The 24888-nt window shown below is 70.2% G+C and carries 19 protein-coding genes; 13 read left to right on the plus strand and 6 right to left on the minus strand.

Annotated elements, in window-relative coordinates; genetic code table 11:
* Positions 1 to 61 precede the first annotated feature (61 nt).
* The 5 genes from AC3AOF_RS08625 (at position 62) to AC3AOF_RS08645 (ending at position 6001) form a co-directional block, all read left to right on the plus strand.
* Positions 62 to 1543 carry a DUF2252 domain-containing protein gene (locus AC3AOF_RS08625; RefSeq protein ID WP_488348240.1) on the plus strand — a complete coding sequence of 494 codons (1482 nt, stop codon included), beginning with the start codon at positions 62 to 64 and terminating at the stop codon, positions 1541 to 1543.
* A gap of 197 nt (positions 1544 to 1740) precedes the next feature.
* Positions 1741 to 2409 (plus strand): haloacid dehalogenase type II, encoded by a 669-nt coding sequence (locus tag AC3AOF_RS08630; protein WP_488348241.1) that lies wholly within the window; start codon positions 1741 to 1743, stop codon positions 2407 to 2409.
* Positions 2410 to 2955: 546 nt separating this feature from the next.
* Entirely contained in the window at positions 2956 to 4266 is a 1311-nt protein-coding gene (locus tag AC3AOF_RS08635; RefSeq protein ID WP_488348971.1) for an aspartate aminotransferase family protein, read from the plus strand.
* Complete coding sequence (locus AC3AOF_RS08640; RefSeq protein WP_488348242.1) at positions 4263 to 5297, plus strand: phosphotransferase; 1035 nt, start codon at positions 4263 to 4265, stop codon at positions 5295 to 5297. The genes AC3AOF_RS08635 and AC3AOF_RS08640 overlap by 4 nt, the downstream gene beginning before the upstream one ends.
* Before the next feature lie 227 nt (positions 5298 to 5524).
* The gene (locus AC3AOF_RS08645) at positions 5525 to 6001 is read left to right on the plus strand and encodes an Lrp/AsnC family transcriptional regulator (protein ID WP_488348243.1); all 477 of its coding nucleotides are present in this window, start codon (positions 5525 to 5527) and stop codon (positions 5999 to 6001) included.
* 17 nt (positions 6002 to 6018) lie between these two features.
* Here the strand turns inward: AC3AOF_RS08645 and AC3AOF_RS08650 are convergent, their stop codons facing one another.
* Positions 6019 to 7902 carry a sigma-54-dependent Fis family transcriptional regulator gene (locus AC3AOF_RS08650; protein WP_488348244.1) on the minus strand — a complete coding sequence of 628 codons (1884 nt, stop codon included), beginning with the start codon at positions 7900 to 7902 and terminating at the stop codon, positions 6019 to 6021.
* A 270-nt stretch (positions 7903 to 8172) separates the two neighbouring features.
* On the opposite strand from AC3AOF_RS08650, the gene adh reads away from it, so the two are divergent.
* Together adh and AC3AOF_RS08660 are read left to right on the plus strand one after the other, a co-directional pair.
* The gene (adh, locus tag AC3AOF_RS08655; protein ID WP_488348245.1) at positions 8173 to 9696 is read left to right on the plus strand and encodes an aldehyde dehydrogenase; all 1524 of its coding nucleotides are present in this window, start codon (positions 8173 to 8175) and stop codon (positions 9694 to 9696) included.
* Between the two features lie 493 nt (positions 9697 to 10189).
* A complete protein-coding gene (locus AC3AOF_RS08660; protein WP_236991109.1) occupies positions 10190 to 10411 on the plus strand; it encodes a hypothetical protein in 222 nt (73 codons plus the stop codon).
* Positions 10412 to 10754: 343 nt separating this feature from the next.
* On the opposite strand, the gene mdoH is transcribed toward AC3AOF_RS08660, so the two are convergent.
* Together mdoH and AC3AOF_RS08670 are read right to left on the minus strand one after the other, a co-directional pair.
* Positions 10755 to 12815, minus strand: coding sequence for a glucans biosynthesis glucosyltransferase MdoH (gene mdoH, locus AC3AOF_RS08665; RefSeq protein ID WP_236992851.1), 2061 nt, complete (start codon positions 12813 to 12815; stop codon positions 10755 to 10757).
* Positions 12816 to 12910: 95 nt separating this feature from the next.
* Positions 12911 to 14494, minus strand: a complete 1584-nt coding sequence (locus AC3AOF_RS08670; protein WP_236991108.1) for an OpgD/OpgG family glucan biosynthesis protein — start codon at positions 14492 to 14494, stop codon at positions 12911 to 12913.
* Positions 14495 to 14683: 189 nt separating this feature from the next.
* On the opposite strand from AC3AOF_RS08670, the gene glmU reads away from it, so the two are divergent.
* Positions 14684 to 16027 (plus strand): bifunctional UDP-N-acetylglucosamine diphosphorylase/glucosamine-1-phosphate N-acetyltransferase GlmU, encoded by a 1344-nt coding sequence (glmU, locus tag AC3AOF_RS08675; protein WP_488348246.1) that lies wholly within the window; start codon positions 14684 to 14686, stop codon positions 16025 to 16027.
* Between the two features lie 227 nt (positions 16028 to 16254).
* Here glmU and AC3AOF_RS08680 read toward each other — a convergent pair whose 3' ends face one another.
* A complete protein-coding gene (locus tag AC3AOF_RS08680) occupies positions 16255 to 16956 on the minus strand; it encodes a DUF2270 domain-containing protein (RefSeq protein ID WP_488348247.1) in 702 nt (233 codons plus the stop codon).
* Positions 16957 to 17154: 198 nt separating this feature from the next.
* Here AC3AOF_RS08680 and AC3AOF_RS08685 point away from each other — a divergent pair, with 198 nt between their 5' ends.
* The 5 genes from AC3AOF_RS08685 (at position 17155) to AC3AOF_RS08705 (ending at position 22694) form a co-directional block, all read left to right on the plus strand.
* Positions 17155 to 17766: a sigma-70 family RNA polymerase sigma factor gene (locus tag AC3AOF_RS08685; RefSeq protein ID WP_488348248.1), complete on the plus strand. Its 612-nt coding sequence runs from the start codon at positions 17155 to 17157 to the stop codon at positions 17764 to 17766.
* Positions 17763 to 18479: an anti-sigma factor gene (locus tag AC3AOF_RS08690; RefSeq protein ID WP_488348249.1), complete on the plus strand. Its 717-nt coding sequence runs from the start codon at positions 17763 to 17765 to the stop codon at positions 18477 to 18479. Before AC3AOF_RS08685 ends, AC3AOF_RS08690 begins: the two co-directional genes overlap by 4 nt.
* Positions 18480 to 18602: 123 nt before the next feature.
* On the plus strand, positions 18603 to 19157 hold the full coding sequence (locus AC3AOF_RS08695; RefSeq protein WP_236991103.1) for a fasciclin domain-containing protein: 555 nt from the start codon (positions 18603 to 18605) through the stop codon (positions 19155 to 19157).
* Positions 19158 to 19435: 278 nt separating this feature from the next.
* Positions 19436 to 21262, plus strand: coding sequence for a glutamine--fructose-6-phosphate transaminase (isomerizing) (gene glmS / locus AC3AOF_RS08700; RefSeq protein ID WP_236991102.1), 1827 nt, complete (start codon positions 19436 to 19438; stop codon positions 21260 to 21262).
* A gap of 295 nt (positions 21263 to 21557) precedes the next feature.
* Positions 21558 to 22694, plus strand: a complete 1137-nt coding sequence (locus AC3AOF_RS08705; protein ID WP_488348250.1) for a DUF2778 domain-containing protein — start codon at positions 21558 to 21560, stop codon at positions 22692 to 22694.
* A gap of 261 nt (positions 22695 to 22955) precedes the next feature.
* On the opposite strand, the gene AC3AOF_RS08710 is transcribed toward AC3AOF_RS08705, so the two are convergent.
* On the minus strand, positions 22956 to 23744 hold the full coding sequence (locus AC3AOF_RS08710) for a lytic murein transglycosylase (protein ID WP_236991100.1): 789 nt from the start codon (positions 23742 to 23744) through the stop codon (positions 22956 to 22958).
* A 264-nt stretch (positions 23745 to 24008) separates the two neighbouring features.
* Complete coding sequence (locus AC3AOF_RS08715; protein ID WP_488348251.1) at positions 24009 to 24887, minus strand: beta-keto acid cleavage family enzyme; 879 nt, start codon at positions 24885 to 24887, stop codon at positions 24009 to 24011.
* Position 24888: the final 1 nt, after the last annotated feature.

Genomic DNA, 24888 nt, shown 5'->3' on the forward strand with positions numbered 1-24888 from the left:
GCCCACGGCCAAGGTTTTCGAGTGTCATGCCCGGATCGGGTCCGCCGACGAGCCGCGCCCCATGGATAGACCCACTCCCGATACACGTCACGAGGCCGGTTCCGACGACGTGCCGGCCGAGGACATCGTGCTGGAGCCGCTGGCCGATTTCCCGCATATCGACCTGCGCAAGCCCGGCGAGCCGTGGGAGAAGCGCCGCGCCGCCGGCAAGGCGCTGCGCGCCAAGGTCCCGCATGACGGCCACGGCCCTGTGCCCCTCCCCAGGGACAGGCCCGACCCGGTGCGGCTGATCGAGGAGGCTCAACGCGGGCGCCAGGAGCGGCTGATCCCCCTGCGGGTCGCCCGGATGGCGAGTTCGCCCTTCGCCTTCCTGCGGGGGGCCGCGACCGTGATGGCCTGGGATCTCGCCCGCACCCCGACGAGCGGCATCGACGTGGTGATGAACGGCGACGCCCATCTCTCGAATTTCGGCCTGTTCGGCACGCCCCAGCGCGACATCGTGCTCGACCTCAACGATTTCGACGAGGTCACGATCGGCCCGTGGGAATGGGACCTGAAGCGGCTCTGCGCCAGCATCGAGGTCGCCGCCCGCGACCTCGACGTGCCGGGGTCGGAGCGGCGCGAGGCGGTGACCGCGGCGGCCTACGGCTACCAGCACACCATGACCGAGCTGGCGCCACAAGGGCCCCTCGACGTCTGGCACCGGGCGGCGCGGGCCGAGGATCTGGATTTCAGCGGCATCGCCATCGACGAGGAATCCCGCGCTGTGGTGCAGCGCGCGGTCGAGAAGGCGCGCAAGCGCCACAACAAGAGCCTGCTCGCCCGGGTCGGCGAGCGGCGGGTCGATGGCGGCTGGCGCTTGCGCCACGACCCGCCGATCCTGACCTGGGTCGACGACGAGACCCGCGAGGCGGTGACCGCCGGGCTCGAGCACTATGCCGAGACCCTGCCGCGGGAGCGCCGGTTCATGCTGAGCCGCTACCACGTCGTCGACGTCGCCCACCGGGTGGTCGGCGTCGGCAGCGTCGGCACCCGGGCCTACGTCGCCCTGCTGTGCGGCAACTCGGATCAGGACGTCCTCTTCCTGCAGGTCAAGGAGGCGGTTCGCCCCGCCCACGCGCCGTACGTCTCCGGCATGCCCGAACCCTACGCCTCGCACGAAGGCGAGCGGGTGATCTACGGCCAGCGCCTCCTCCAGGCGGTCGGCGACCCGCTGCTCGGCTGGACCACGATCGACGATCGCCCGTTCTACGTCCGCCAGATGAAGAACATGAAGGGCGAGATCCCGCTCACCTGCATGCGCGGGCAGCCGCTCGTCTACTTCTCCTGGGCTTACGGTGCGCTGCTGGCCCGGGCGCATGCCCGCACCGGCGATGCTGCGGCCATCGCCGGCTATTGCGGCCGCGACCGCCACGCCGATTTCCGCGAGGCCCTCGCGGACTGGGCGCGGGACTACGGCGAGCGGAATGCGGAGGATCACCGGTTGTTCCTGGATGCGATCGCGTCCGGGCGGCTGGAGGCGGCGGAGGATCCGCAGCTCTGACCCTGGCTCCTCGGGAGCGACGGTCCTCGGGCGGGGCCGGCGGCGAGGGGTGATAGAACCTGCCGCCGGCGGGGGGCGCGACGGCAGCGGCATGCCGCGATGCGCGCGAAAAGAGCGCACGAGTATTCGCCCCCATCCTTATCCTGAAAAGCAGTTGATGCGCTGCATCGCCTCATCGCTGTTTCAGGATCAATCCGATGACCTCATTCAAGCCGAAGTTCATCACCTTCGATTGCTACGGCACGTTGATTTACTTCGAGATGGCCCCGGCGGCGCGGGGACTCTACGCCGATCGCGTCCGGCCCGAGGCGATGGGCCGCTTCGTCAGGGATTTCTCGAACTACCGGCTCGACGAAGTGCTCCACGACTTCAAGCCGTACAAGGACGTGGTCGCCAACGCCCTTATCCGCACCTGCAAGCGCAACGGCGTGGAATACCGTGACAGCGACGCCGAGACGATCTACGCCGCGATCCCGAGCTGGGGTCCGCATCCGGACGTGGTCGAGCCGTTGATGCGCGTCGCCAAGGAATTCCCGATCGTCGGCCTCACCAACTCGATGGTCGATCTGATCCCGGCCGGCATCAGGAGCCTGAAGGCCCCGTTCCACGCCGTCATCACCGCCGAGGAGACCGGCGCCTACAAGCCTCACATGCAGGGCTTCGAATACATGCTCGACAAGCTCGGCGCGAAGGCGGAGGAGGTGATGCACGTCTCCTCGTCGTTCCGCTACGACCTGATGACCGCCGCCGACATGGATTTCGGTGCCCGCGTCCACGTCGACCGCAATCACGAGCCGCTGTGCAGCGGCTACGCCACCCACCAGATCAAGGATCTCGGTGGTTTGCCGGGGCTGCTTGGGCTCTGAACGACCTTACAAGCCTCGCCTAGAGCGCTTCACGATCGCGCTGCAATCGCGAAGCGCTCTAAGTCTTTGTTTTTTCGCGTTTTCTGCGATGAACCGGCATCCACTTCGTCGGAAAATGCTCTAGACCATCTCCCGACGAAGCCGATGGTGTGGGAGCGATGGCTGCCGCGCAACAACCCTCCCCCTCCGCGGCAGGGCTGTCCGACGAAAGGAAAAAGCGCGGGTTCCCCCTTTCCGCGCGGGCGGGGAGAGGGCCGTGCCGCCGTTCAGGGGGCACGGCAAGCCCGAAGGGCGAGGGTGAGGGGGCTCGACGAGTGAGGCTTCTCCGGAAACACCCCCTCACCCTCGCTCCGGCTTTCGCCTCCGACAAGGGGGACGAAAGCCTCTCCCCGCCCGCGGGGAGAGGGGATTTCCTGCGCCTCGTCTTTCCCCGGACAGCCCTGCCGCAGAGGGGGGAGGGTTCTTGCCCTCGGCCGTCGCCCCGAAAACCAGCGCGTACCCCACGCCCTCCCGTCCTGGAGTTCTCCCATGACCAAGATCGTCGACATGACCATGCCCAACGCCTTCGTGCCGGGCAGCGTTGCGCTCTCGGCGCAGGACGAGGCGCTGGTCGCGCGCCGCGCCAAGGTGCTCGGTCCGGCCTACCGGCTGATGTACGAAGAGCCGCTGCATTTCGAGCGCGGCGAGGGCGTGTGGCTCTACGACACCGAGGGCCGCGCCTTCCTCGACGCCTACAACAACGTCGCCTCGCTCGGCCATTGCCATCCGCATGTCGTCGAGGCGATCCGCCGCCAAGCCGGGATCCTCGCCACCAACACGCGCTACCTCCACGGCCTGATCCTCGACTACGCCGAGAAGCTGCTCGCGACCTTTCCCGACGCGCTCGGCCACGTGATGTTCGCCTGCACCGGCAGCGAGGCCAACGACCTCGCGACCCGCATCGCCCGGACCTATACCGGCGGCACCGGCATCATCATCACGGATTTCGCCTATCACGGCCTGACCCAGGCGGTCTCCGAGTACTCGCCGACGCTGGGCAACGCGGTCAATCTCGGCTCCCACGTCCGCCGGGTGCCGGCCCCCGCCGCCTACCGGACCGACGGCGACGTCGCCGCCACCTTCGAGGCCGGGGTGCGGGGGGCCATCGCCGACCTGCACCGCCACGGCCTCAAGCCGGCGATGCTGATCGTCGACAGCCTGTTCACCAGCGACGGCATCCTGACCGAGCCGACCGCCTTCCTGAAGGGCGCCGTGGACGCGATCCACGAGGCCGGCGGCCTGTTCGTCGCCGACGAGGTCCAGCCCGGCTTCGGCCGTACCGGCGACACGATGTGGGGCTTCCAGCGCCACGGGGTGGTGCCGGACATGGTCACCCTCGGCAAGCCGATGGGCAACGGCCAGCCGATCTCCGGCGTGGTGATCCGCCCCGACGTGGTCGATTCGTTCGGCCGGAATGCCCGCTACTTCAACACCTTCGCGGGCAACGCGGTCTCCTGCGCCGCCGCCCTGGCGGTGCTCGAGGTCATCGAGCGCGAGGGCCTGATGGCGAATGCCCGCGACGTCGGCGCCTACCTGCTCGCGGGCCTGCGGCGCGTGGGCGAGCGGCACGAGGCGGTGGGCGACGTGCGCGGCGCCGGGCTCTTTGCCGCCGTCGAGATCGTGACCGATCGCGCCAGCCGCAGGCCCGACCGCGACCTGACCACCCGCGTGGTCAACCGGATGCGCCAGGACGGCGTGCTGATCAGCGTCTGCGGTCCCGGCTACAATATCCTGAAGATCCGCCCGCCGCTCGTTTTCACGCGCCAGAACGCCGACACCTTCGTCGAGGTGCTCGATCGGGCGCTTGCAGCCCGATGAGCGCCCCCTCTCCCTACCAGACGCCGGCGCCAAGGGCGGATGCGGACCGCCTCGCGGGAATCGTCGCCACCGCCTTCGGGATCGCGGTGGACCGCGTCGAGCCCCTGGCGAGCGAGCGGGACCTGACCGCCCACGTCGCCGCCCGGGACGGACGCGGCTTCGTCTTCAAGCTCGGGAACGCGGCCGACGATCCGGAGGTGCTGGCCTTCGAGAACCGCGCGCTCCAGCACGTCCACGCGGCCGATCCCGGCTTGCCGGTCCCGGTCGTCGTCGCGGCGCCGGACGGGCGGACGGAGGTGGCGATCGACCTGGACGGCCACCGTCATGTCGGTCGCCTCCAGAGCTTCCTGTCGGGCTTTCCTGCCCACCGCGCCCGGCGCTCCCCCGCGCAACGCCGGGCGTTCGGGCGGGGACTGGCCCGGCTGTCGCGGGCGCTGCGCGATTTCCGGCATCCGGCCGATGGGCGGCCGATCATCTGGGACCTGAAGCGCGCGACCGAGATCGAGGACCGCACGATCCACATCGACGACCCCGAGAAGCGCCGTCTCGCCCGCGACGCCATCCGGCGCTTCGGCGAGATCGCGGCCCGCGGCGACGGGCTCCGGCAGCAGGTGGTCCACAACGACTTCCACTTCCACAACGTGCTGCTCGATCCCGACGACCACGACGCCGTCAGCGGCATCATCGATTTCGGCGACATCGTCCGGACGCCGTTGATCTACGACATCGCGATTGCCTTGTCGTTCCAGCTCATGAAAGACGAGCAACCGCTGCTGTGCGCGGCTGATTTTCTCTCTGCCTATCACGCGGTCGATCCGTTGCGGCCGGACGAGGTGGCCCTGCTGCTCGATCTGATCGATGCCCGCAATGCCATGACGGTGACGATCTCAGAATGGAGATCCAAGCTGTATCCCGAGAAGGCGTCATACATCCTGCGCAACAATCCCACGGCGACATTCGGGCTGTTTCATTTCTCTCGACAGAACAGGAGCGCGTGCCGGCAGGAATTGCTGGCGGCGTGCGGCTACTGAAGGCCGGCGATGTCCTCGCCTGCGCAACTCTCGACCAGAGCAGCGTGCGATTGCAATGCGATCTGGCGCTGCTCCAGAGCACTTCACGATCGCCTTGCAATCGCGAAGCTCTCTCGGTCTTCGATTTTGCCGCATTTTCTGCGACGAACCGGCATCCACTTCGTCGGACAATGCTCTAGCATGCCGCCGGCCCGAGATGTCCGCCCGCCGACGAGAGAGCGCACGCGATGAAGCTCGATAGCATGGACATCAAAATCCTGGCCGAATTGCAGAGAAACGGCCGAATTACCAACGTGGAACTGTCCGAGCTGGTCAATTTGTCGCCCAGCCCATGCCTCATGCGCGTGAAAAAACTGCAGTCCGCAGGATACATCAGTGGTTATTTTGCAAAAATCAATATAGCAAAGCTGGGCCAGTCCCTGACGATTTTCACGGAAATCACACTGAAAAACCATCGTCATTCGGATTTTTCCCGGTTCCTGGCCGTCATCGAGAAAGAAAAGTCGGTCATGGAGTGCCACAATATATCGGGCGGCTACGACTACTTGATAAAATTTCTGGTCGGCGGCATCGAGCATTATCAATCGACGATGGAGAGATTGATCGAACTGGATATCGGAATCGACAAGTATTTTAGCTACGTCGTTCTCAAAACTCCGATAGACCGAGACGAGGCGCCGCTGGAAACTTTATATACACCATAAGAGACACGGAGGCGGCCTCAAGCCTCCGCCCTCTCCCTCAGGCACCGCCGGTACAGCGTGCTCCGACTGACCCCGAGACTCCTCGCCGCCCGGCTGACATTGCCGCCATGGGCCGCCAACGCCGCCCGCATCGCATCCTGCGCGATGGCGTCGAGGCGGCCCGCCTCCGGCTCCCGTCGGGGCGTCGGTGCAACGGCCGAAGACTTCGCCACTCCCTCCGGCAGGTCCTCCGGCCCGAGCACCTCGCCCGCCTCGGCGAGCGCCGCCAGCGCCTTGAGGCACGCCGCAAGCTGGCGCAGGTTGCCGGGCCACTCCGCCGCGGCGAGCGCCGCCTCGCAATCCGGCGACAGGGTCACGCCGCGGGCCGGGCCGTCGGTACGGGCCCACAGGCCGCGCACGAGGGCGAGGCGGTCCGGCCGGTCGCGCAAGGGGGCGAGGCGCACCCGGTAGGGGGCGATGCGGTAGAACAGGTCGGCCCGGAAGGCGCTCTCCTCGACCATGCGGGACAGGTCGCGGTGGGTGGCGCAGATCAGGGCGAAATCGACCGGGACCGGACGGGTGCCGCCGACGGGCAGAACCTCGCGCTCCTGCAACGCCCGCAGCAGCCGCGATTGCAGGGCGAGCGGCATGTCGCCGATCTCGTCGAGGAAGAGCAGGCCGCCCTCGGCCTGGCGCAGCAGGCCCTTGGCGCCGTGGCGCGCCGCGCCCGTGAAGGCGCCGGGCTCGTAGCCGAACAACTCGGCCTCGATCAACGTCTCGGGCAAGGCCGCGCAGTTCACCGCCACGAACGGCTTGTGCGATCGTGCGCAGCCCGCATGGGCGGCGCGGGCAAACACCTCCTTGCCGGTGCCGGTCTCCCCCTCGACCACCACCGGGATGCCGGCATCGATCAGCCGCACGGCCCGGGCGAGGAGCTTGTCGGTACCGGGGTCGAGAATCGGCGCCGCGGGGCTCGACGTCGTGGGGCTCGGCGCCGCGGGGTTCTGCCGGGCGGGCTCGGCCGCGGACCGGCGCCGGATCGAGGCCGGCGCGCCCTGCAGGCGGCCGTAGAGCGGGGCCCCGGTCGCGTCCCGCAGGGCGAGTGGGCCGGGCGCGGTGTCGCCGCCATGGAAGCCGGCCCGCTCGGTCCCGAGATCGCCCCAGGTGAGGCCGAGCAGCGCCAGCCCGTGCCGGTTGGCGCCGACGAGGCGGTGGCCCTCGAAGACCAGCACGCCCTCGCGCGGGGTGCCGAGGAGCCCCGCGTCGCGATGGAGCCGCAGCACCTCGCAGCCCGGCGGCACCGTCGCGAGCAGCCGGTGCTCGATGGCCGCGACCGCGAGTCCGACGAGGCCCAGCGCGTGGCCCTGGTGGATCGCCGCCGGTCCCGTCAAGTCGAGGACGCCGAGCACCGAGCCGTCCGCCCCGAGGATCGGCATGGCGGCGCAGCTCAGGATGCGGTGCGGCTCGAAGTAATGCTCCGCCCCCCGCACCTCGACCGGGCGGCGCTCGATCAGCGCCGTGCCGATGGCGTTGGTGCCGGTCAGGCTCTCGCTCCAGGGTACCCCGGGGCGGAGCGCCACCTGCGCGGCGCGGCCGGCGAAGGAATCGCTGCCGAGGGTGTCGAGGATCAGCCCGTCGGCATCGGTGAGGATCACGAGGCTGCCGGTCGCCTGCGCATCGGCGTGCAGGGCCTCGATCTCGGGCCGGCAGGTCTGGCGCAGCGCCTCGCTGCGGTCGAAGGCGGCGCGCATCTCGGCGCCGCTCAGCGGCTCGACCCGGGGGCGCTGCCCGAAATCGAGCCCGAGGGCGGCGCAGCGCTCCCAGGAGCGCAGGATCGGCGGCGGCGGCTCGGCCACACCCGGCCCGAAGGCCTGCCGCCGCGCGGCCAGCAGGGTTCGGGGCGTGGTCACGCGGCTCTGCATGCGCGGCCTCCTCCCATGTCACCGCCCCTGCGGGCGGAGTGTCGCTGTTTGCGACAGGTGTCGCAGGTGTCGCGTGCGCGGTCCAGGCCGATGGTGGCCGGACGGGGCCGGATTTTGGTCGAAGGCTTGGCGCGACGAGCGAGAAAATCCAGATCCGCCAGATCGTTGCAGCGAACAGGCGGCGGGAGCCGGGCGGCCGGGGCCCGGATGGCACGCCGGCTGCCGAGGGATGTGCACCACGCCCCGTCACGGGGCGACTGGGAGGAACACATGAACAAGCCGGAACTCTTCGCCGACGCCAGAACCAAGTCGCCGTTCTCGGCCCGCTACGACAACTTCATCGGCGGCCAATGGGTCGCCCCGGCGGCGGGCCGCTACTTCGAGAACACCTCGCCGATCACCGGCGGGGTGATCTGCGACGTCGCCCGCTCGGACGCCCAGGACATCGAGCGCGCGCTCGACGCCGCGCATGCCGCCAAGGAGGCCTGGGGCCGCACCGCCCCGGCCGAGCGCGCTCGCATCCTGCTCAAGATCGCCGACCGGATGGAGGACAACCTCGACCTGATCGCGCTCGCCGAGACCTGGGACAACGGCAAGCCGATCCGCGAAACCACCCATGCCGACATCCCGCTGGCCATCGACCATTTCCGCTATTTCGCCGGGTGCGTCCGGGCGCAGGAGGGCTCGCTCTCCGAGATCGACCACGACACGGTCGCCTACCACTTCCACGAGCCGCTCGGCGTCGTCGGCCAGATCATCCCGTGGAACTTCCCGATCCTGATGGCGGTCTGGAAGCTGGCGCCCGCGCTCGCCGCCGGCAATTGCGTGGTGCTCAAGCCCGCCGAGCAGACCCCGGCCTCGGTGCTGCTGCTCGCCGAACTCATCGGCGACCTCTTGCCGCCGGGCGTGCTCAACATCGTCAACGGCTTCGGGCTCGAGGCCGGCAAGCCGCTGGCCTCCTCGCCCCGCATCGCCAAGATCGCGTTCACCGGTGAGACGACCACCGGCCGCCTCATCATGCAATACGCCTCGCAGAACCTGATCCCGGTGACGCTGGAGCTCGGCGGCAAGTCGCCGAACATCTTCTTCTCGGACGTGGCCGCGGAAGACGACGACTTCCTCGACAAGGCGCTCGAGGGCCTCACCATGTTCGCCCTCAACCAGGGCGAGGTCTGCACCTGCCCGAGCCGGGCCTTGGTGCACGAATCGATCTACGACCGCTTCATGGAGCGCGCCATCAAGCGCGTCGAGGCGATTGCCCAGGGCTCGCCCCTCGATCCCGCCACGATGATCGGCGCCCAGGCCTCCTCCGAGCAGCTGGAGAAGATCCTCAGCTACGTGGCGATCGGCAAGCAGGAAGGCGCCGAATGCCTCACCGGCGGCGAGCGCAACGTCAAGGAGGGCGAGTTCGCCGGCGGCTACTACATGACGCCGACGGTGTTCCGCGGCCACAACAAGATGCGGATCTTCCAGGAGGAGATTTTTGGGCCCGTCCTGTCGGTCACGACCTTCAAGGATGACGAAGAGGCGCTCTCGATCGCCAACGACACCCTCTACGGCCTCGGCGCCGGCGTGTGGACACGCGACGGCACCCGCGCCTACCGCTTCGGCCGGGCGATCCAGGCCGGCCGCGTCTGGACCAACTGCTACCACGCCTACCCCGCCCACGCGGCCTTCGGCGGCTACAAGCAATCCGGCATCGGCCGCGAGACCCACAAGATGATGCTCGACCACTACCAGCAGACCAAGAACCTGCTGGTCAGCTACTCGGCAAAGAAGCTCGGGTTCTTCTGAAATCAGGGCAGGAGGCGGGGCGAATGCCTTGCCTCCACCGGGCCTATCCCAAAAAAGAAGAGGCGCGGGCTTTTCCCCACTCTGCGGCAGGGCTGTCCGGGGAAAGGTGTAGCGCGAATTCTCTCCTCTCCCCGCCCGCGGGGAGGGGGGATTTCCTGCGCCTCGTCTTTCCCCGGACAGCCCTGCGCCGGCAGCGGGCGCTGGAGACTCGCCGGGATCAGCGCCTGCGCCGGGCGCTGAACGGCACGGCGCACCGGCTGAGTGCGAGCAGCGCCGATGCGCCGCACCCGAGCGGACGAAGCGTATGCAAGCCCACGCTTCGTCCGCTCGGGCTCCCGGTTGCCGCCGATTTTTGTCGCAAGACCGGTGGCCAGTTTTGCGACGTCGGCAGGGCCCGGCCCTTGATGTATCCCGCTCCCGCCCGAAAACGGGGGCAGCCCGCGTCTCAGTCGTGGGCGATCGAGCGGGACGCGATCGAGGAGCGACAGGGCGGATGCCGGCATATCGACTGCGCGGGGCGGTCCGCGCCATGGACGGGGCGATCGGTCCCCCGCTGATCGACGAGATCATCCAGGCCGCGGACCGGCAGGAGGCGGTTCGCCTCGCCAATGCCCGGGAGAGCACGCCCGACGACGAGCAGGTGAACGCCCTGTGGCTGGTCGACGAGGGCGGGAACCTGATCTGGTCCCTGCGCCTGGCCGAGCGGGAGGGTTAAATAGAAACTCACGATCCAGGTTGGCATTTGCCACCCTGGATAGCGAAACAGCGTCATTCGCCAGGGACCGCGAAGCCGGTGACGAACTGATACCAACGGCGCAAGATGCTGACGCATCGATTCGATCTCGGGCAAGCCCGAGATCGACGGGGTCGTTGACCCATCTCGAATTTTCGATCTCAAGCCCAGAAGTCCGGGACCTCGGGCTTGGCGAAAATTCGAGAACGGAACCAAAGGTCGTTTTCAACGACCGTTGGTATGACACCTCAGGATGAGGTCGCGGGTGGGATGAAAGAGTTTCCCACTCTGACGGTCGCGCAAATACGCGCGATCTGACCGGACTCTACCCACCCAGCCGCGCCAGCCTGTCCAGCAGCGCCCGGTCGTGCAGCAGCACCATCTTCTCCTTGGCGTTCAGCCAGTCGGCCGCCTCGTCGATGGTCTCGGCCTCGACCACCTTGGCCTGGGCCATGACGTGGTCTGCTTGCGGCGCGCCGCGGGGCCGGCGCTCGGCCGGGGGCAGGAAGGCGAGGTGGCCGGCCTGGAGGTCCGGATCGGCGTGGAGCGCCCGCAACCCGTCGGCATCGTCGTAGGCGAGCGCCGCGTTGCGCGCCTCGATCGCCTTGGCGGCGGTGGCGATCGCCGGGGGCTCGCGCTCCTCGGGCGTCATCAGCAGGCCGGCGCGCTTCAGCGCCAGGCCGATGAAGAGCTGCCCGCTCGCCCAGGAGATCGGGATCGCCAGGACGAGGCCGAGGATCGTCGGTGACATCCACAGGAACAGCGAGGTGGCGATGGCGAAGGCCGCGACGCCCGCGACGAGACCGAGGATGGTGTGGAAACGGTGCCGCCGCACGATGTCCGCGAACGGGATCGAGCCGTCGTCGCGCCGCTGAGGGTTCCAGCCGGCGTCGCGCCGGAGCAGGATCTGGATCACCGAGCCGGATTGCACCAGCATGGCGATCGGGGCGATGAGCGCCGAGAGCAGGGTCTCGATCAGCGCCGAGAGCACGAGACGCAATCCCCCGCCGCTCGCCCGCCGCACCTTCCCGTCGAGGAGGCCGAGGATCAGGCCGAACAGCTTCGGGGCGAGCAGGATCGCCATCGTGATCCCGAAGAGCTGGAGCGCGCGGACGGGGTCGAAGCGCGGCCAGACCGGGTAGAGGCGGAACTCGGTCGAGAAATATTCGGGGCGGATATAGGCGGTCTGGAGGGCGAGCGCGATACCGACCACGAGCTGTGCCGCCCAGAGCGGCGAGGCGAGGTAGCCGGCGATGCCGGTGGCGAAGTGCTGGCGCGAGGCGAGCTTGAGGCCCGCCGTGCCGATGATGCGGCTGTGCTGCAGGTTTCCTTGCGCCCAGCGCCGGTCGCGGATCGCGACGTCGATCAGCGAGGGCGGGCTCTCCTCGTAGGAGCCCTGGAGTTCGGGGAGCATGTAGACGCTCCAGCCGGCGCGCCGGATCAGCGCCGCCTCGACGAAGTCGTGGCTCAGCACGTGGCCGCCGAAGGGCGGCTTGCCGGAGAGGTCGGGCAGGCCGCAATGGTCGGCGAAGGCACGCGTGCGGATGATCGCGTTGTGGCCCCAGTAATTGCCGTCCCGGCCCGACCACAGGGCGAGGCCCGTGGCGATGACCGGGCCGTAGATGCGGGCCGCGAATTGCTGCACCCGGGCGAACAGGGTGTTGCGGTTGATGATCAAGGGCAGCGACTGGATGATGCCGGAATCCGGATCGGCCTCCATCGCACGGGCCAAGGTCACCACGCAGTCGCCGCTCATCAGGCTGTCGGCGTCGAGGACCAGCATGTGGTCGTAATGGCCGCCCCACCGTGTGACGAAATCGGCGATGTTGCCGGCCTTGCGGTGGTGGTTCTTCTGCCGGTGGCGGTAATACAGGCGCGCCCCGTCGCCGAGGCGGGCGCGGAGTGCCAGATAGGCCCGCTCCTCGGCGACCCAGGCATCGGCCTGGGTCGAATCGGACAGGATCCAGTAATCGAAGGCGTCACCCTCGCCGGTGGCCTCGATCGAGTCGCGAATCGCCTCCACCGCCGCGAAGGTTCGGGCGGTGGCCTCGTTGTAGACCGGCATCACCACGGCGGTGCGGGTGGTGAGCGGACCGTGAGGCACCTCCGGCCGGCGCCGGCGCAGCAGCGCCAGGAAGCCGAGGAGCCCCGAGGTGAAGGCGAGCGCGATCCACGAGAAGTTGAGGGTGAACAGCGCGAGCAGCAGCCATTGCAGCCAGGTCGTCGAGCCGGCGACCGACACGACCTCGTACATCTGCACGGCGCCGTAGGCGGTCAGCGCCAGGCCGCCGCCGAAGACGAAGGCACGCGCCGCCCAAGGAGCGCGGCGGCCGGGGACCTTGTGCGCGTCGGCCTCCGACCACCGGCGCAGGTCCTGCACCGGCATGGCGAGGGGGGATTCCTCCGGCACCGCGGGCGCGACCGTGAAGGCGGCGTGGGGCGGGGCGTCGAGATTTCGGGCGTCGAGATTTTGGGCGAGGGTCACGGGGTCCACCGGTACAGCCATGTCTCACTGACGGGTTTGTCGCCGGCCTTGACGACCAGGCGCAGCTCGCAGGCGGTGTCGTTGCCCGGATCGAGCTCGAACACCGCCCGCACGGTCTTGCGCTCCGGATACGGGTAGATCCGCTGGCGGGCGATGGTGCCGGGCGCGGTGCTCACGGCGAGCTGGAGCGCGTTCGGGTCGATGCCCTCGGCAAACGGCGCCTCCCCGGTGAAGTCGACGAGGAAGAGCCGGCGCTTACCGCCAGCGCCCTTGCCGACCCGGGTGCCGGAACAGGCGGCGAGCGGCGGCGCGCCCGGCACGGTCCAGCACCAGAACTGCCGGTAGCTGAAGGCGGTCTCCTTGGCGACCGGCTCCTTGGGGCGCCAATAGGTCAGGATGTTCTCGTTGACCTCGGATTCGCTCGGGATCTCGATCAATTGCACCGCGCCGGCGCCCCAGCCATGTTGCGGCACTCCCGGCCCCCAGCTGCCGAGCGGCTCGATCCACAGGCTCGGGCGCTTCTCCCAGCGCTGCACGTCGTCCTGGTAATCGCCATAGGCGCGGGCGCGCTGGACCAGCCCGAAGCCCTTCGGGTCCTGGTCCATGAAGGCCGAGATCTGGAGTGTCTCGGGGTTCTGCACCGGGCGCCAGATCGCCTCGCCCCAGCCGTTGCGGATCTGGAGACCGTCGACCTCGTGGGCGGCCAGCCGCGCATCGTCGACGCCGCGCCGATCGGTCGGGCCGAACAGGAAGGCGCCGGTCATGCCGCCGATGCCGACATGCTCGAGCGCCGTGCGCGGGCAGAGCGTCGCCTCGATGTCGACGATGGTGGCGTCGCCGGGCCGCAGGGTCATGCGCAAAGCTGCGGTGGCGGATTCGGAATCGACCAGGGCGTGGATCACGATCTGCCCGGTGCCGGCCCCCGGCCGCTCGAGCCAGAAGGCGCGAAACAGCGGGAATTCCTCGCCCTTCGCCTCGGCGGGCTTGAGCGTGAGGGCGCGGGCGGTGACGCCGTAGCTCTGGCCGGCGGCGAGCGCGCGGAAGAACGAGGCGCCCTGGAAGATCGCGCAATCGGACGGTGCCGCGCCGTTGAAGCTGGCATAGAGCCGGAAGCCCGAGAAGCCGAGGTCGCGGCCCTCCTCCGGGGGTTTCAGCTTGCCGAAATTGAAGCGGTTGCGGTCGTAAGGAATGCGGCGCACCACCCCGTCCTCGACCGCGTGCAGCGCCACCGGCGTGGTGAAGACGAAGCCGCGATGCAGCGGCTCGACCACGAAGCCGCGGCCCTCGCCGGCCCAGAGCAGGCCCGAGGGCTGTGCCCGCACGCCGATATACTGGTCGTAGGTGAGATCCTTGAACGGCTCGGGCAGGTCGGCCTGCGGCGCCGCGTAGGGCTTCTTCGCCAGGGCGCGGGCGAGCTCGACCACCTGTCCGGGATCGAAACGCTGGCCGTCCGACAGGGGCGCGGGCTCCGTCGGCTGCGCGCCCGCCGCCGTGGTCGCGGCCAGGCCACCGGCGAGCGCCAGTACCGCGCGTCGGTCGAGGGCTGTGCGGGCGGGCGGGGCGGTGGGGCTCTGCGTCATCGTGGGGAGGGGTACCGGTCCGGATGCGGGAAGGGGGCGCCGGCCGTTTACCACGATCCGGGCTGAACCGGGGGTTAAGAATCGCGAAGCTCGTGCCCCTTCGGAAAGCCGCACCGGCGCTTGTTATGACGCAGCGATCGGCTAGACGGTCGGGACCAGACAGCTTCCCCCGGACGCGACAGGCCGCCGATGACCTCGACCCAGAAGCCCCCAGGGGCGCGCTCTCTCCTCGCCGTGGTGCTCGCCGCCGGCAAGGGCACGCGGATGCGCTCCGACCTGCCCAAGGTGCTGCACCCGATCGCCGGCCGGCCGATGCTCGCCCACGTGCTGGCGGCGGTGGCCGAGGCCGGGGCCGGACGCCTCGCCGTGGTGGTCGAGCCCGGCCGCGGCGACGTCGCGACGGTGGTGGCGGGCTTTGCCGGCGCGGAGATCTTTCCGCAAGCCGAGCGCCTCGGCACCGCCCACGCGGTGCTGGCGGCCCGCCGGGCGCTCGCGCAAGGCGCCGACGACGTGGTGGTGGTCTTCGGCGACACGCCGCTGATCAGCCCTGAGACCTATGCCCGCCTGCGCGCGCCGCTGGCCGAGGGCGCCGCGGTGGCGGTTCTGGCCTTCGAGGCCGCGAACCCGACCGGCTACGGCCGCGTGCTGGTCGAGGACGGCCGGGTCGTCGCCATCCGCGAGGAGAAGGATGCGAGCGCGGCGGAGCGCCGCGTCACCCTGTGCAATGCCGGCCTGATGGCGCTGTCGGGCGCCCACGCCCTCGGATTGCTGGAGCGGGTCGGCAACGCCAACGCGGCCGGCGAGTACTACCTGCCCGACGCGGTCGCCCTGGCGGTTGCCGACGGCCACCGGGTCGCAGTGGTTCCGGTGGCGGAGGCCGAGGCGCAAGGGGTGAACGACCGGGTGCAGCTCTCGACCGCCGAGGCGGCCGTGCAGGCGACCCTGCGCCGCCGCGCCATGCTGGCGGGCGCCACGCTGATCGCCCCCGAGACGGTGTTCTTCAGCCACGACACCGTGCTCGGCCGCGACGTGGTGGTGGAGCCCCACGTGGTGTTCGGCCCCGGTGTGGTGGTCGGCGATGGCTGCACCATCCACGCCTTCTCGCACCTCGAGAAGGCCCGGCTCGCGGACGGCGTCCAGATCGGCCCCTATGCCCGCCTGCGCCCCGGCGCGGTGCTGGAGGAGGGCGCCCGCATCGGCAACTTCGTCGAGGTGAAGAACGCGGCGATCCGGGCCGGCGCCAAGGTCAATCATCTGACTTACGTCGGCGATGCCGAGGTGGGGGAGGGCGCCAATCTCGGGGCCGGCACCATCACCTGCAACTACGACGGCGTGAACAAGCACCGCACGGTGATCGGGGCCGGGGCCTTCATCGGCTCGAACTCGGCTTTGGTCGCGCCGGTGACGGTCGGGGCCGGCGCCTTCGTCGGCTCCGGCTCGGTCATCACCGAGGACGTGCCGCCCGGCACCCTGGCGATCGGGCGCGGGCGGCAGGTGATCAAGGCGGGGTGGGCGAAGCCGGCGAAGGGGTGAGGACGCGCACCCAGAGACAGTTTGACTTCGGATATAAGCATCACGGTCGAATTCCATCGTCCCATTCGCGACCTCATCTTGAGGTGCTGCGAAGCAGCTTCGAGGGAGGGCTCCAGATGTCGCTGCGAGCCCCGCAGCCCTCCTTCGAGGTCAGCCCATCTTCGATGGGCTAACACCTCAGGATGAGGTCGCGCGTGGGAACGCATGCCGAAGCAAACAAGCAGGCATCACACGTGCACGGACCCGCCGTCGGGATCGCGGCGGCCCGCCCGCAGGCCGGCCGCGAGGAGCCAGGCGTAGAACGCGGCCACCCCCGCGAGCACCAGCCAGCCCGGCAGCGGCCCGAGGCCGGCCCCGGCCAGGATCTCGGGGATGCCGTGGACGGTCTCGGCGACACCCGCCTGCGGTCCGGTCTCCTGGAGGCGCGCCGAGGTGATCTTCAGCACCCAGGCGAGCAGCAGGATCGCGAACATCCAGCCGTAATTGCGCCGCAGCCGCCGGCCGAAGGCCTCGCGCAGGCTGACGTGGAACACCGGGTGGCGCAGGTCGTCGGCGAGCATCCGGGTCCAGCCGGGATCGACGACGCTCCCCGGCGCGAACACCTCGGCGTAATAGTGCCGCTCGAGCTGGCGCACCCGGGTGCGGTAGACGTCGAAGAAGCGGTAGCGCCTCGCCTCGATGCCGAGCAGCAGCATCACCAGCAGCATGGCGAAGAGCAGCACGCCGTGATGCGCCGTCGGCGTCGAGAGCGAGACCGACAGCATCGCGGCGATGACGGTGATCGCCCAGTTGGTGGTGCGGTCGATCCGGTCGCGCCAGCCGGCCATGCGGGCGATCTCGGCCCGGTGGTAATGGGCGAGGACCGTGATGGTCTCGGACGGCGTCTTCGGGAACGGGAGGGCGGTGGCCTCAGGCGTTGCGGCGATCATGGCACTCCTGCCTCGCCGGTGCCTCTTCGTCGTCCGGGCCCGGGCGCCGGCATCATGGCGCAGATCGCGGGCGAACCGGAAGACGCGCGTCGCACCGTCGATCCGACGGAGCGAGATCGTGCAGCCCCGTGGTCCTTCGCGCGCGATTGATCTATGGCGGAGGCCGGTAGGGGTTACAGCCCCCGGGAGGCACGAGCGATGCTACGCGGCGAGGACCTGCCCCCCGGAGACCCGCTCGCCGACCGCTATGTCGCCGAAAGTGATGTCGCTGTCCTGGCCGAGCTGATCGCCCGGGTGGCGGCGGGACGGCAGGACGCCCTGCGGGCGCTCTACGAGCGCACGGCCCCGAAACTTTTCGGCCTGATCCTGCGTATCGTCCGGGACCGGGGCGCCGCCGAGGACGTGTTGCAGGATTCCTACTTGCGGGTCTGGCAGCATGCCGGAGGCTACGCCCCGGAGGCGGGCCGGCCGATGGCCTGGCTCGCCGCGATCGCGCGCCACCGCGCCATCGACTGGGTGCGGCGGAAGGGCGAGGTGCCGATGCCGGCGAGCGACGACGAGGACGAGGACTGGCTCCAGCGCGTCGCCGATCCGCGGGACCGCGAGGCGGAATTCCTGGACCGCGACGCGCTCCTCGCCTGCCTCGACCGGCTCGAGCCGACGCAGCGCGACTGCGTGGTCCGGGCCTATTGCGAGGGCCTGTCGCGGGAGGAGCTGGCCGTGCGCTACGACCGACCGGTCAACACCGTGAAGACCTGGCTGCATCGCGGGCTCGCCGTGCTGCGGGGCTGCCTGGATGAAGCCGCATGAACACTCCCGACGCGATGGGCGCCTCCGACGAACCCGACCTGCGGGCCGCCGAATACGTGCTTGGCACCTTGAGCGCGGCCGAGCGCGAGGCCTACCGGCGCGACCGGGCGACCTCTCCGGCGCTGCAGGCGGCCGAGCGGGCCTGGGAGGCGCGCCTCGCGCCCCTCACCGGGGCCGTGCCGGAGGTCGCAGCCCCGCCCGGCGCCTGGCAGGGCATCGCCGCGCGCCTTGCCGCCGAGGGGCCGCGTCCCGCCGCCCCGGTGGTGGACTTGCGCCCGGCGCTCCGGCGCTGGCGCCGCGCCGCCCTGGCCGCCGGCGCGCTCGCCGCCGGCCTCGCCGTGTTCATCGCCGTCGAGCGCCTAGCGCCGCGTCCCGAGACGGCGCAGTACCTCGCGGTGGTGAACCGGGGCGGCGACCTGCCGGCGCTGGTGGTGCGGGTCGATCCGCGGGCCGGCACGGTCCAGGTCCGGGCGCTCGCCGCCGAGGCTCCCCGCGACCGCAGCCTCGAACTCTGGGTGGTGCCGGCGGCGGGCGCGCCCCGCTCGCTCGGCCTCGTCCGGCCCGAGGCCGGCACCCGGTTCCCCCTGCCGGCCGGCGACCGGGGGCTCATCGAGGGGGCGAGCCTTGCCGTCACCGTGGAGCCGCCGAGTGGCTCGCCCTCGGGCGCCCCGACCGGGCCGGTGGTCTATAGCGGCCGCCTGATCCGCGAATAGGCACGAGAAAATTCGAGGGCGGGCAAAAAAATCGCGCTCCTCCGAAACTTTCTCGTCCGGCCCTCCGTACCGGCCCTCGACCCCGACGAGAGCGGGGCCGACACGAGAGACGGGACGAACCCCATGACGATCCGGAATCACGCCCGCACCCTGGTCCTCGCCCTGGCGCTGGCGACGGCGGCCGGTGCCGCCCAGGCGAAGAACCCGATGGTCGGCGGCGCGCCGATGTACGCGTCGAAGTCGATCGTCGAGAACGCGGTCAACTCGAAGGACCACACCACGCTCGTCGCGGCCGTGAAGGCCGCCGGCCTCGTCGACACGCTCGCCGGCCCCGGCCCGTTCACGGTGTTCGCCCCCACCAACGCCGCCTTCGCCAAGCTGCCGGCCGGCACGGTCGAGTCCCTGGTCCAGCCGCAGAACAAGCCGACGCTGACCAAGATCCTGACCTATCACGTCGTGCCCGGCACCTACACCGCCCAGGACCTGATGGCCCTGGTGAAGAAGGGCGGCGGCCAGGCCGAGCTGAAGACCGTCGAGGGCGACAACCTGACGGTGATGCAGAAGGGCAAGCGGCTGTTCGTCGCCGACGACAAGGGCAACACCGCCCGGGTGACGATCGGAAACGTGATGCAGTCGAACGGCGTCATCCACGTCATCGACACCGTGATGATGCCCTGACCGGACCGGCGGCCGGGCGGGAGCACCGCCCGGCCGCCGCCCGATGCAGCCGATCCGTGAAACCTCTCCGTGAACCTTGGCCGTTATAATCCGTTACGCAAGTTGACTCGCCATGTCGCCCGCCGGTCCGCTAGAAGGACGGCGAGCATGGCGGGTGCGGTGCAGCAGGACTCCTCCGGTGAGAGATCTCCGGCAGGAATCCTGCCGCAATGCTCCGCATAAAGGCCGGGGCGTCCCGCAGCGGGACACTCTGCGGGCGAGACGTTGAGGCGGTGAGCATGTGCGGGATCGTGGGAATCGTCGGCCGGAATGCCGTGGCGGGACAGGTGGTCGACGCGCTGCGCCGGCTCGAATATCGCGGCTACGACTCGGCCGGCATCGCCACCCTGGAATCCGGGCGGCTGGAGCGGCGGCGCGCCGAGGGCAAGCTGTCGAACCTGCAGCTGAAGCTGCTCCAGAGCCCGCTCTCCGGCGCGATCGGCATCGGCCACACCCGCTGGGCCACCCATGGCCGGCCGAACGAGACCAACGCCCATCCCCATGCCACCGAGCGGCTGGCGGTGGTCCATAACGGCATCATCGAGAACTTCCGCGAGCTGAAGGCCGAGCTTTCCGCCGAGGGCTGCGTCTTCGAGACCGAGACCGACACCGAGGTGGTGGCCCAGCTCGTCACCCACCTGATGCGCGGCGGCCTCGGCCCCGTCTCGGCCGTCGAGGCGGCGCTCCCGCGCCTGCGCGGCGCCTTCGCGCTCGCCTTCCTGTTCGCCGGCGAGGAGGATTTCCTGATCGGTGCCCGCCACGGTGCGCCGCTCGCGGTCGGCTTCGGCGACGGCGAGACCTATCTCGGCTCCGATGCGCTCGCGCTCGCGCCCTTCACCGACGAGATCACCTATCTCGACGAGGGCGACTGGACCATCCTGACCCGCGACGGCGCCGAGATCCGCGATCAGGCCGGCAACGTCGTCGCCCGCCCGCGCCAGAAGATCGCCACGCAGGCCTTCCTGGTCGACAAGGGCAATTATCGCCACTTCATGGCGAAGGAAATCTACGACCAGCCGGAGGTGGTGGGCCGCACCTTCGCCCATTACGTCGACCTCGCCGCCGGCCGGGTCGCCCTGCCGGAGGCCTTGCCCTTCGACTTCGCGAATCTCAGCCGGATCTCGATCACCGCCTGCGGCACCGCCTATTATGCCGGCCTCGTCGCCAAGTACTGGTTCGAGACGCTGGCCCGGCTGCCGGTCGAGATCGATGTCGCCTCCGAGACCCGCTACCGCGAGCCGCCGCTGGAGAAGGGCGGGCTGACCATCGTCATCTCGCAATCGGGCGAGACCGCCGACACCCTGGCCTCGCTCCGCTACGCGAAGTCGCAAGGCCAGCACACCCTGGCGGTGGTCAACGTGCCGACCTCGACCATCGCCCGCGAGGCCTCCGCCGTGGTACCGACGCTCGCCGGCCCCGAGATCGGGGTGGCCTCGACCAAGGCGTTCACGTGCCAGCTCACGGTGCTGCTCTGCCTGGCGCTCGCGGCGGGGCGCGCCCGCGGCACCCTCGACGCGGCGGGAGAGAAGCGCCTGGTCGACGCGCTGATCAAGGTGCCGGGCCTGATGGCCGAGGCCCTGAAGCGCGAGGACGAGATCGAGATCCTGGCCCGCGAGATCGCCAAGGCCCGGGACGTGCTCTATCTCGGCCGCGGCACCGCCTACCCGATGGCGCTCGAGGGCGCGCTGAAGCTCAAGGAAATCTCCTACATCCACGCCGAGGGCTACGCCGCCGGCGAGCTGAAGCACGGGCCGATCGCGCTGATCGACGACGCGGTGCCGGTGATCGTGATCGCGCCGCACGACAACACCTTCGAGAAGACCGTCTCGAACATGCAGGAGGTGGCGGCCCGGGGCGGCAGGATCGTGCTGATCGGCGACGCCCGCGGCGCCGACGCCGCCGGCCTCGACACGCTCGCCACCCTGATGATGCCGGACCTCGACCCGGTGGTGGCCCCGATCGTCTACGCGGTGCCGGTGCAGCTGCTCGCCTACCACGCCGCCGTGGTGCTCGGGAAAGATGTCGACCAGCCGCGCAACCTGGCGAAATCCGTCACCGTGGAGTGAGCCCGCCCGCCGCGGCGGGAACAAGGATTTAACGGCGCGTCGCCCGGCTCGGGCGGCGCGCCGTCGCGTTTCGGGACAAGGCCGGACGCCGGCCGGCCCGGCCGCCATCACGGTGCCACGAATTCTTCGGATTCCCTCGATGTCATTTAGCCGGGATTAACCAAGAGGCCGCTCAATACGAGGGCTTAAGGTTGATCCTTTCCTAAACGGCCGAACTCACCGGCCCGCTGCGCCCTCGCGCGCCGGCGGCCGAGCGGGCGGGTCCGTGCGGGACAAGCCATCGAGTACAGGCCGCATGGACCTCGTCGCGTATTCGTCCGGTCGCCTCGCCCCGGGCTCCATCCGTCGCCGCCGCCGCAACCGGCGGCTCCTCGGCATCGCCGCTGTCCTCGGCGGGATCGGGGCCGCGGCCGGCCTGGTGCCGCGCGAGGAGACCCATCCGCCGGTCGCCGGCATCGCCGCGGAGCCGGCCGCGCCGTTGCGCGAAGCCCGGGTTGCCCCGGCCGAGCTCGGCTGGATGCTGGCGCCGCTGCCGACCCTGAGGGGCGAGACGACGGGCTTCACCCGCGACCTCCCGGCCGAGGCGCCGCAACAGCTCGCGGCGGCTTCGCCCGCGCCGTCGCCTGCCCCCGAGCCTCTGCGCCTCGCCGAGGCCGCGCCGGCCGCCCTGGTGCCGCCTCCGGCGGCGCCGTCCGAGGCGGTGCAGCCCGCCACCACGCCGCTCGTCGCCGTGCCCCTCCCGGTGCCGCGCCCGCCCGAATTGCGCCCCGCCGAGACGCGGCCTGCGCCGACCGTGCTGGCGACGCGCCTGCCGCGGCGCCAGAACCAGGCGATGGCCTCGACCCAGAGCGTGTTCAAGGCCGCCCTGCCGGAAGAGCCGTCGCTGTTCGACCGGATCTTCGGGGGAGGGGGCACGAGCGCCCCGTCCCAGACCCTCGCCTATGCCGCGCCGGGCGGCCTCGACCCGAGCCCGCGGCCGCGCCTGAGCGCCAGCCCGGGCATCGCGATCTACGACATCAGCGCCCGCACCGTGACCCTGCCGAGCGGCGAGTCGCTGGAGGCGCATTCCGGCCTCGGGCCGCACATGGACGATCCCCGCAACGTCCACCTGAAGATGCGGGGCGCCACGCCCCCGGGCACCTACGACCTCACCGAGCGTGAGGCCCTGTTCCACGGCGTGCGGGCGATCCGGCTCAACCCGGTCGGCGGCAGCGGCGCCATCCACAACCGGGTCGGGCTGCTCGCCCATACCTACATGCTCGGACCGAGCGGCGCCTCGAACGGCTGCATCTCGTTCCGCAACTACGACCGCTTCCTGCAGGCCTTCCTGCGCGGCGAGGTCCGCCGCGTCGTCGTGGTGCCGGGCAGCGGCGCGAGCGACCTGCCGCGGATCGGGCGGGGCGGCCCGTCGGACCGGGCGACGCGGGGTTGAGAGACCTGTTCGGTCTGCAATCGACGATGGTCATAACCACCATGTCATTCCGGGGCCGCGCAGCGGAGCCCGGAATCCAGAACCGCGGATGGTTCAGAACAAAGCAGCTCTCGTTCCGCTTCATCCTCCACCGCCTGAGTGTCTGGATTCCGGGTTCCGCTGCACGGCCCCGGAATGACATGGAGGATGTCAGGCTGGACAGCCTATGGAGAAATCGGCTTCCGGAACAAGTTCCCGGAGGCCGATTCACTTAAATCCCACTCACTCCCCGTCGATCTTCGCGCCGATGATCGCGATGGCGCGCTGGTAGACAGAAGCGGCATTCCAGCCTTGGATCGCCGCGAAGTTCGGCTCGCCGGGCTGGTAGCCGGCGCCGGCGCGCCAGCCATGGGCCTTGAGGAAGTTCGCGGTCGAGTTCAGCGCCACCGAGGCGTTGTCGAGGCTGCCGCCGGTGCCGTAGTTCAGGACGTTCTTCGGCAGGAACTGGGTGTGGCCGACCTCGCCATGGGCGGCGCCGCGGGTGTTCGGGCTCAGGATGCCGCGATCCACCAGGGTCAGGGCGGCGTAGAGCTGGTCGGTGAAATAGGCCGAGCGGCGGCAATCGTAGGCCAGGGTCGCCACCGCCGAGAGGGTGTTGACGTTGCCCTTCACGGCGCCGAACGCCGTTTCCATGCCCCAGATCGCCAGCAGCGGGCCCGGGGGCACGCCGTAGCGCTGTTCGATCGAGTCGAACAGGGCGGCTTGCGAGCGCTTCATCGCCCGGCCGCGGGAGATGATCGAGGCGGCGCCCCGCTTGGCCATGAACTGGTCGAGGGAGAGCTTGAAGCTCTTCTGGCCCCGGTCCGCCGCGATGGTGGCCGACGAGTAGGAGGTGCCCATCAGCGCCGAGATCGCCGCGGGGCTGGCGCGCCCGCGGGCCTCGTCGGCGAATTCCCGCTTCCAGGCCTCGTACCCGGCGGCCGAGTTGCCGCATTGCGCGGCGTGCGCGCCGCCGGCCAGCACCGCGAGGCCCGCGGCGATGAGCGCCCTCCCGTAACCGCTTCCGATCATCCCCAATACTCCCTTGGGAGCCGCGCGCCGAGCCTCGGGTCGGTGGCCGCCGCGGATCCCGTTCTCCAGCAAGTCATGCCCGCCCGATGGGCGACGCTACAGCGCAGCCCTGTGCGGAATCTTTACGGCGGAACTGCAACCCGACCTATCTCCGGCCCGCCATGTGCAAAACGCGGCCGGATTGGTCGAATGGGATGTAGGGCCTCGAAGGGCGCGACAGGACAACGATCCGGCGGGCGTGGCCTTTCGGCCACGCCCGCCAGATCAGGCCGCGATCCCGAAGATCGCCCGCGCCTCGGCCGGGCTGGCGGGGGCGCAATCGAGATGGGCGAGCAGGCTCACGGCCTTCTCGACCAGGGCCGCGTTGCTCGGGGCGAGCTCGCCGCGCGACAGGTACAGGTTGTCCTCGAGCCCGACACGGACGTGGCCCCCGACCGTGGCGGCGAGCGCCACCATCGGGAACTCGGCCCGCGAGATGCCGAAGGCCGACCACACCGCGTCCTTGGGCAGGCGGTCGCGCATCTGCAGCAGGGTCTCGGGCGTCGCCGGCGCGCCCCACGGGATGCCGAGGCAGATCTGGAACAAGGGCGGGGAGTCGAGGTGCCCTTCCGCCAGGAGGTGGCGGGCGAGCTCGATCTGGCCGAGGTCGAACACCTCGATCTCGGGCTTGGCCCCCGCCTCGCGGATCAGCGCCGCCATCGCCCGCAGGTGCGCAGGCGTGTTCATGAAGGCGTGCTCGCCGAAATTCATCGTCGCCACGTCGAGGGTGCAGACCTCCGGCCGCAACGCCGTGACGTGGCGGGTGCGCGCCTCCGGCGAGGCCAGGGTCGTGCCGGGGCCCGCCACGGCCGGGTCGGGATCGCCGGCGACGTAGCGCCCGCCGGCCCCGGTGGTGAGGTTGAGGATCACGTCGGCATTCTTGTCGCGGATCCGCTCGACCACCTCGCGGTAGAGGGCGAGCTCCATGCTGGGCTTGGCGGTCTGCGGATCGCGGACGTGGATATGCACCACCGCGGCGCCGGCTGCAGCGGCCTCGAGGGCCGACTGCGCGATCCCTTGCGGGCTCACCGGCACGGCGGGGTTCTTCGCGGGCGTATCGAACGAGCCGGTGAGGGCGCAGGTGATGACGGTCTTGCGAGACATC

Source organism: Methylobacterium sp. 142-1Y (genome assembly GCF_057747795.1).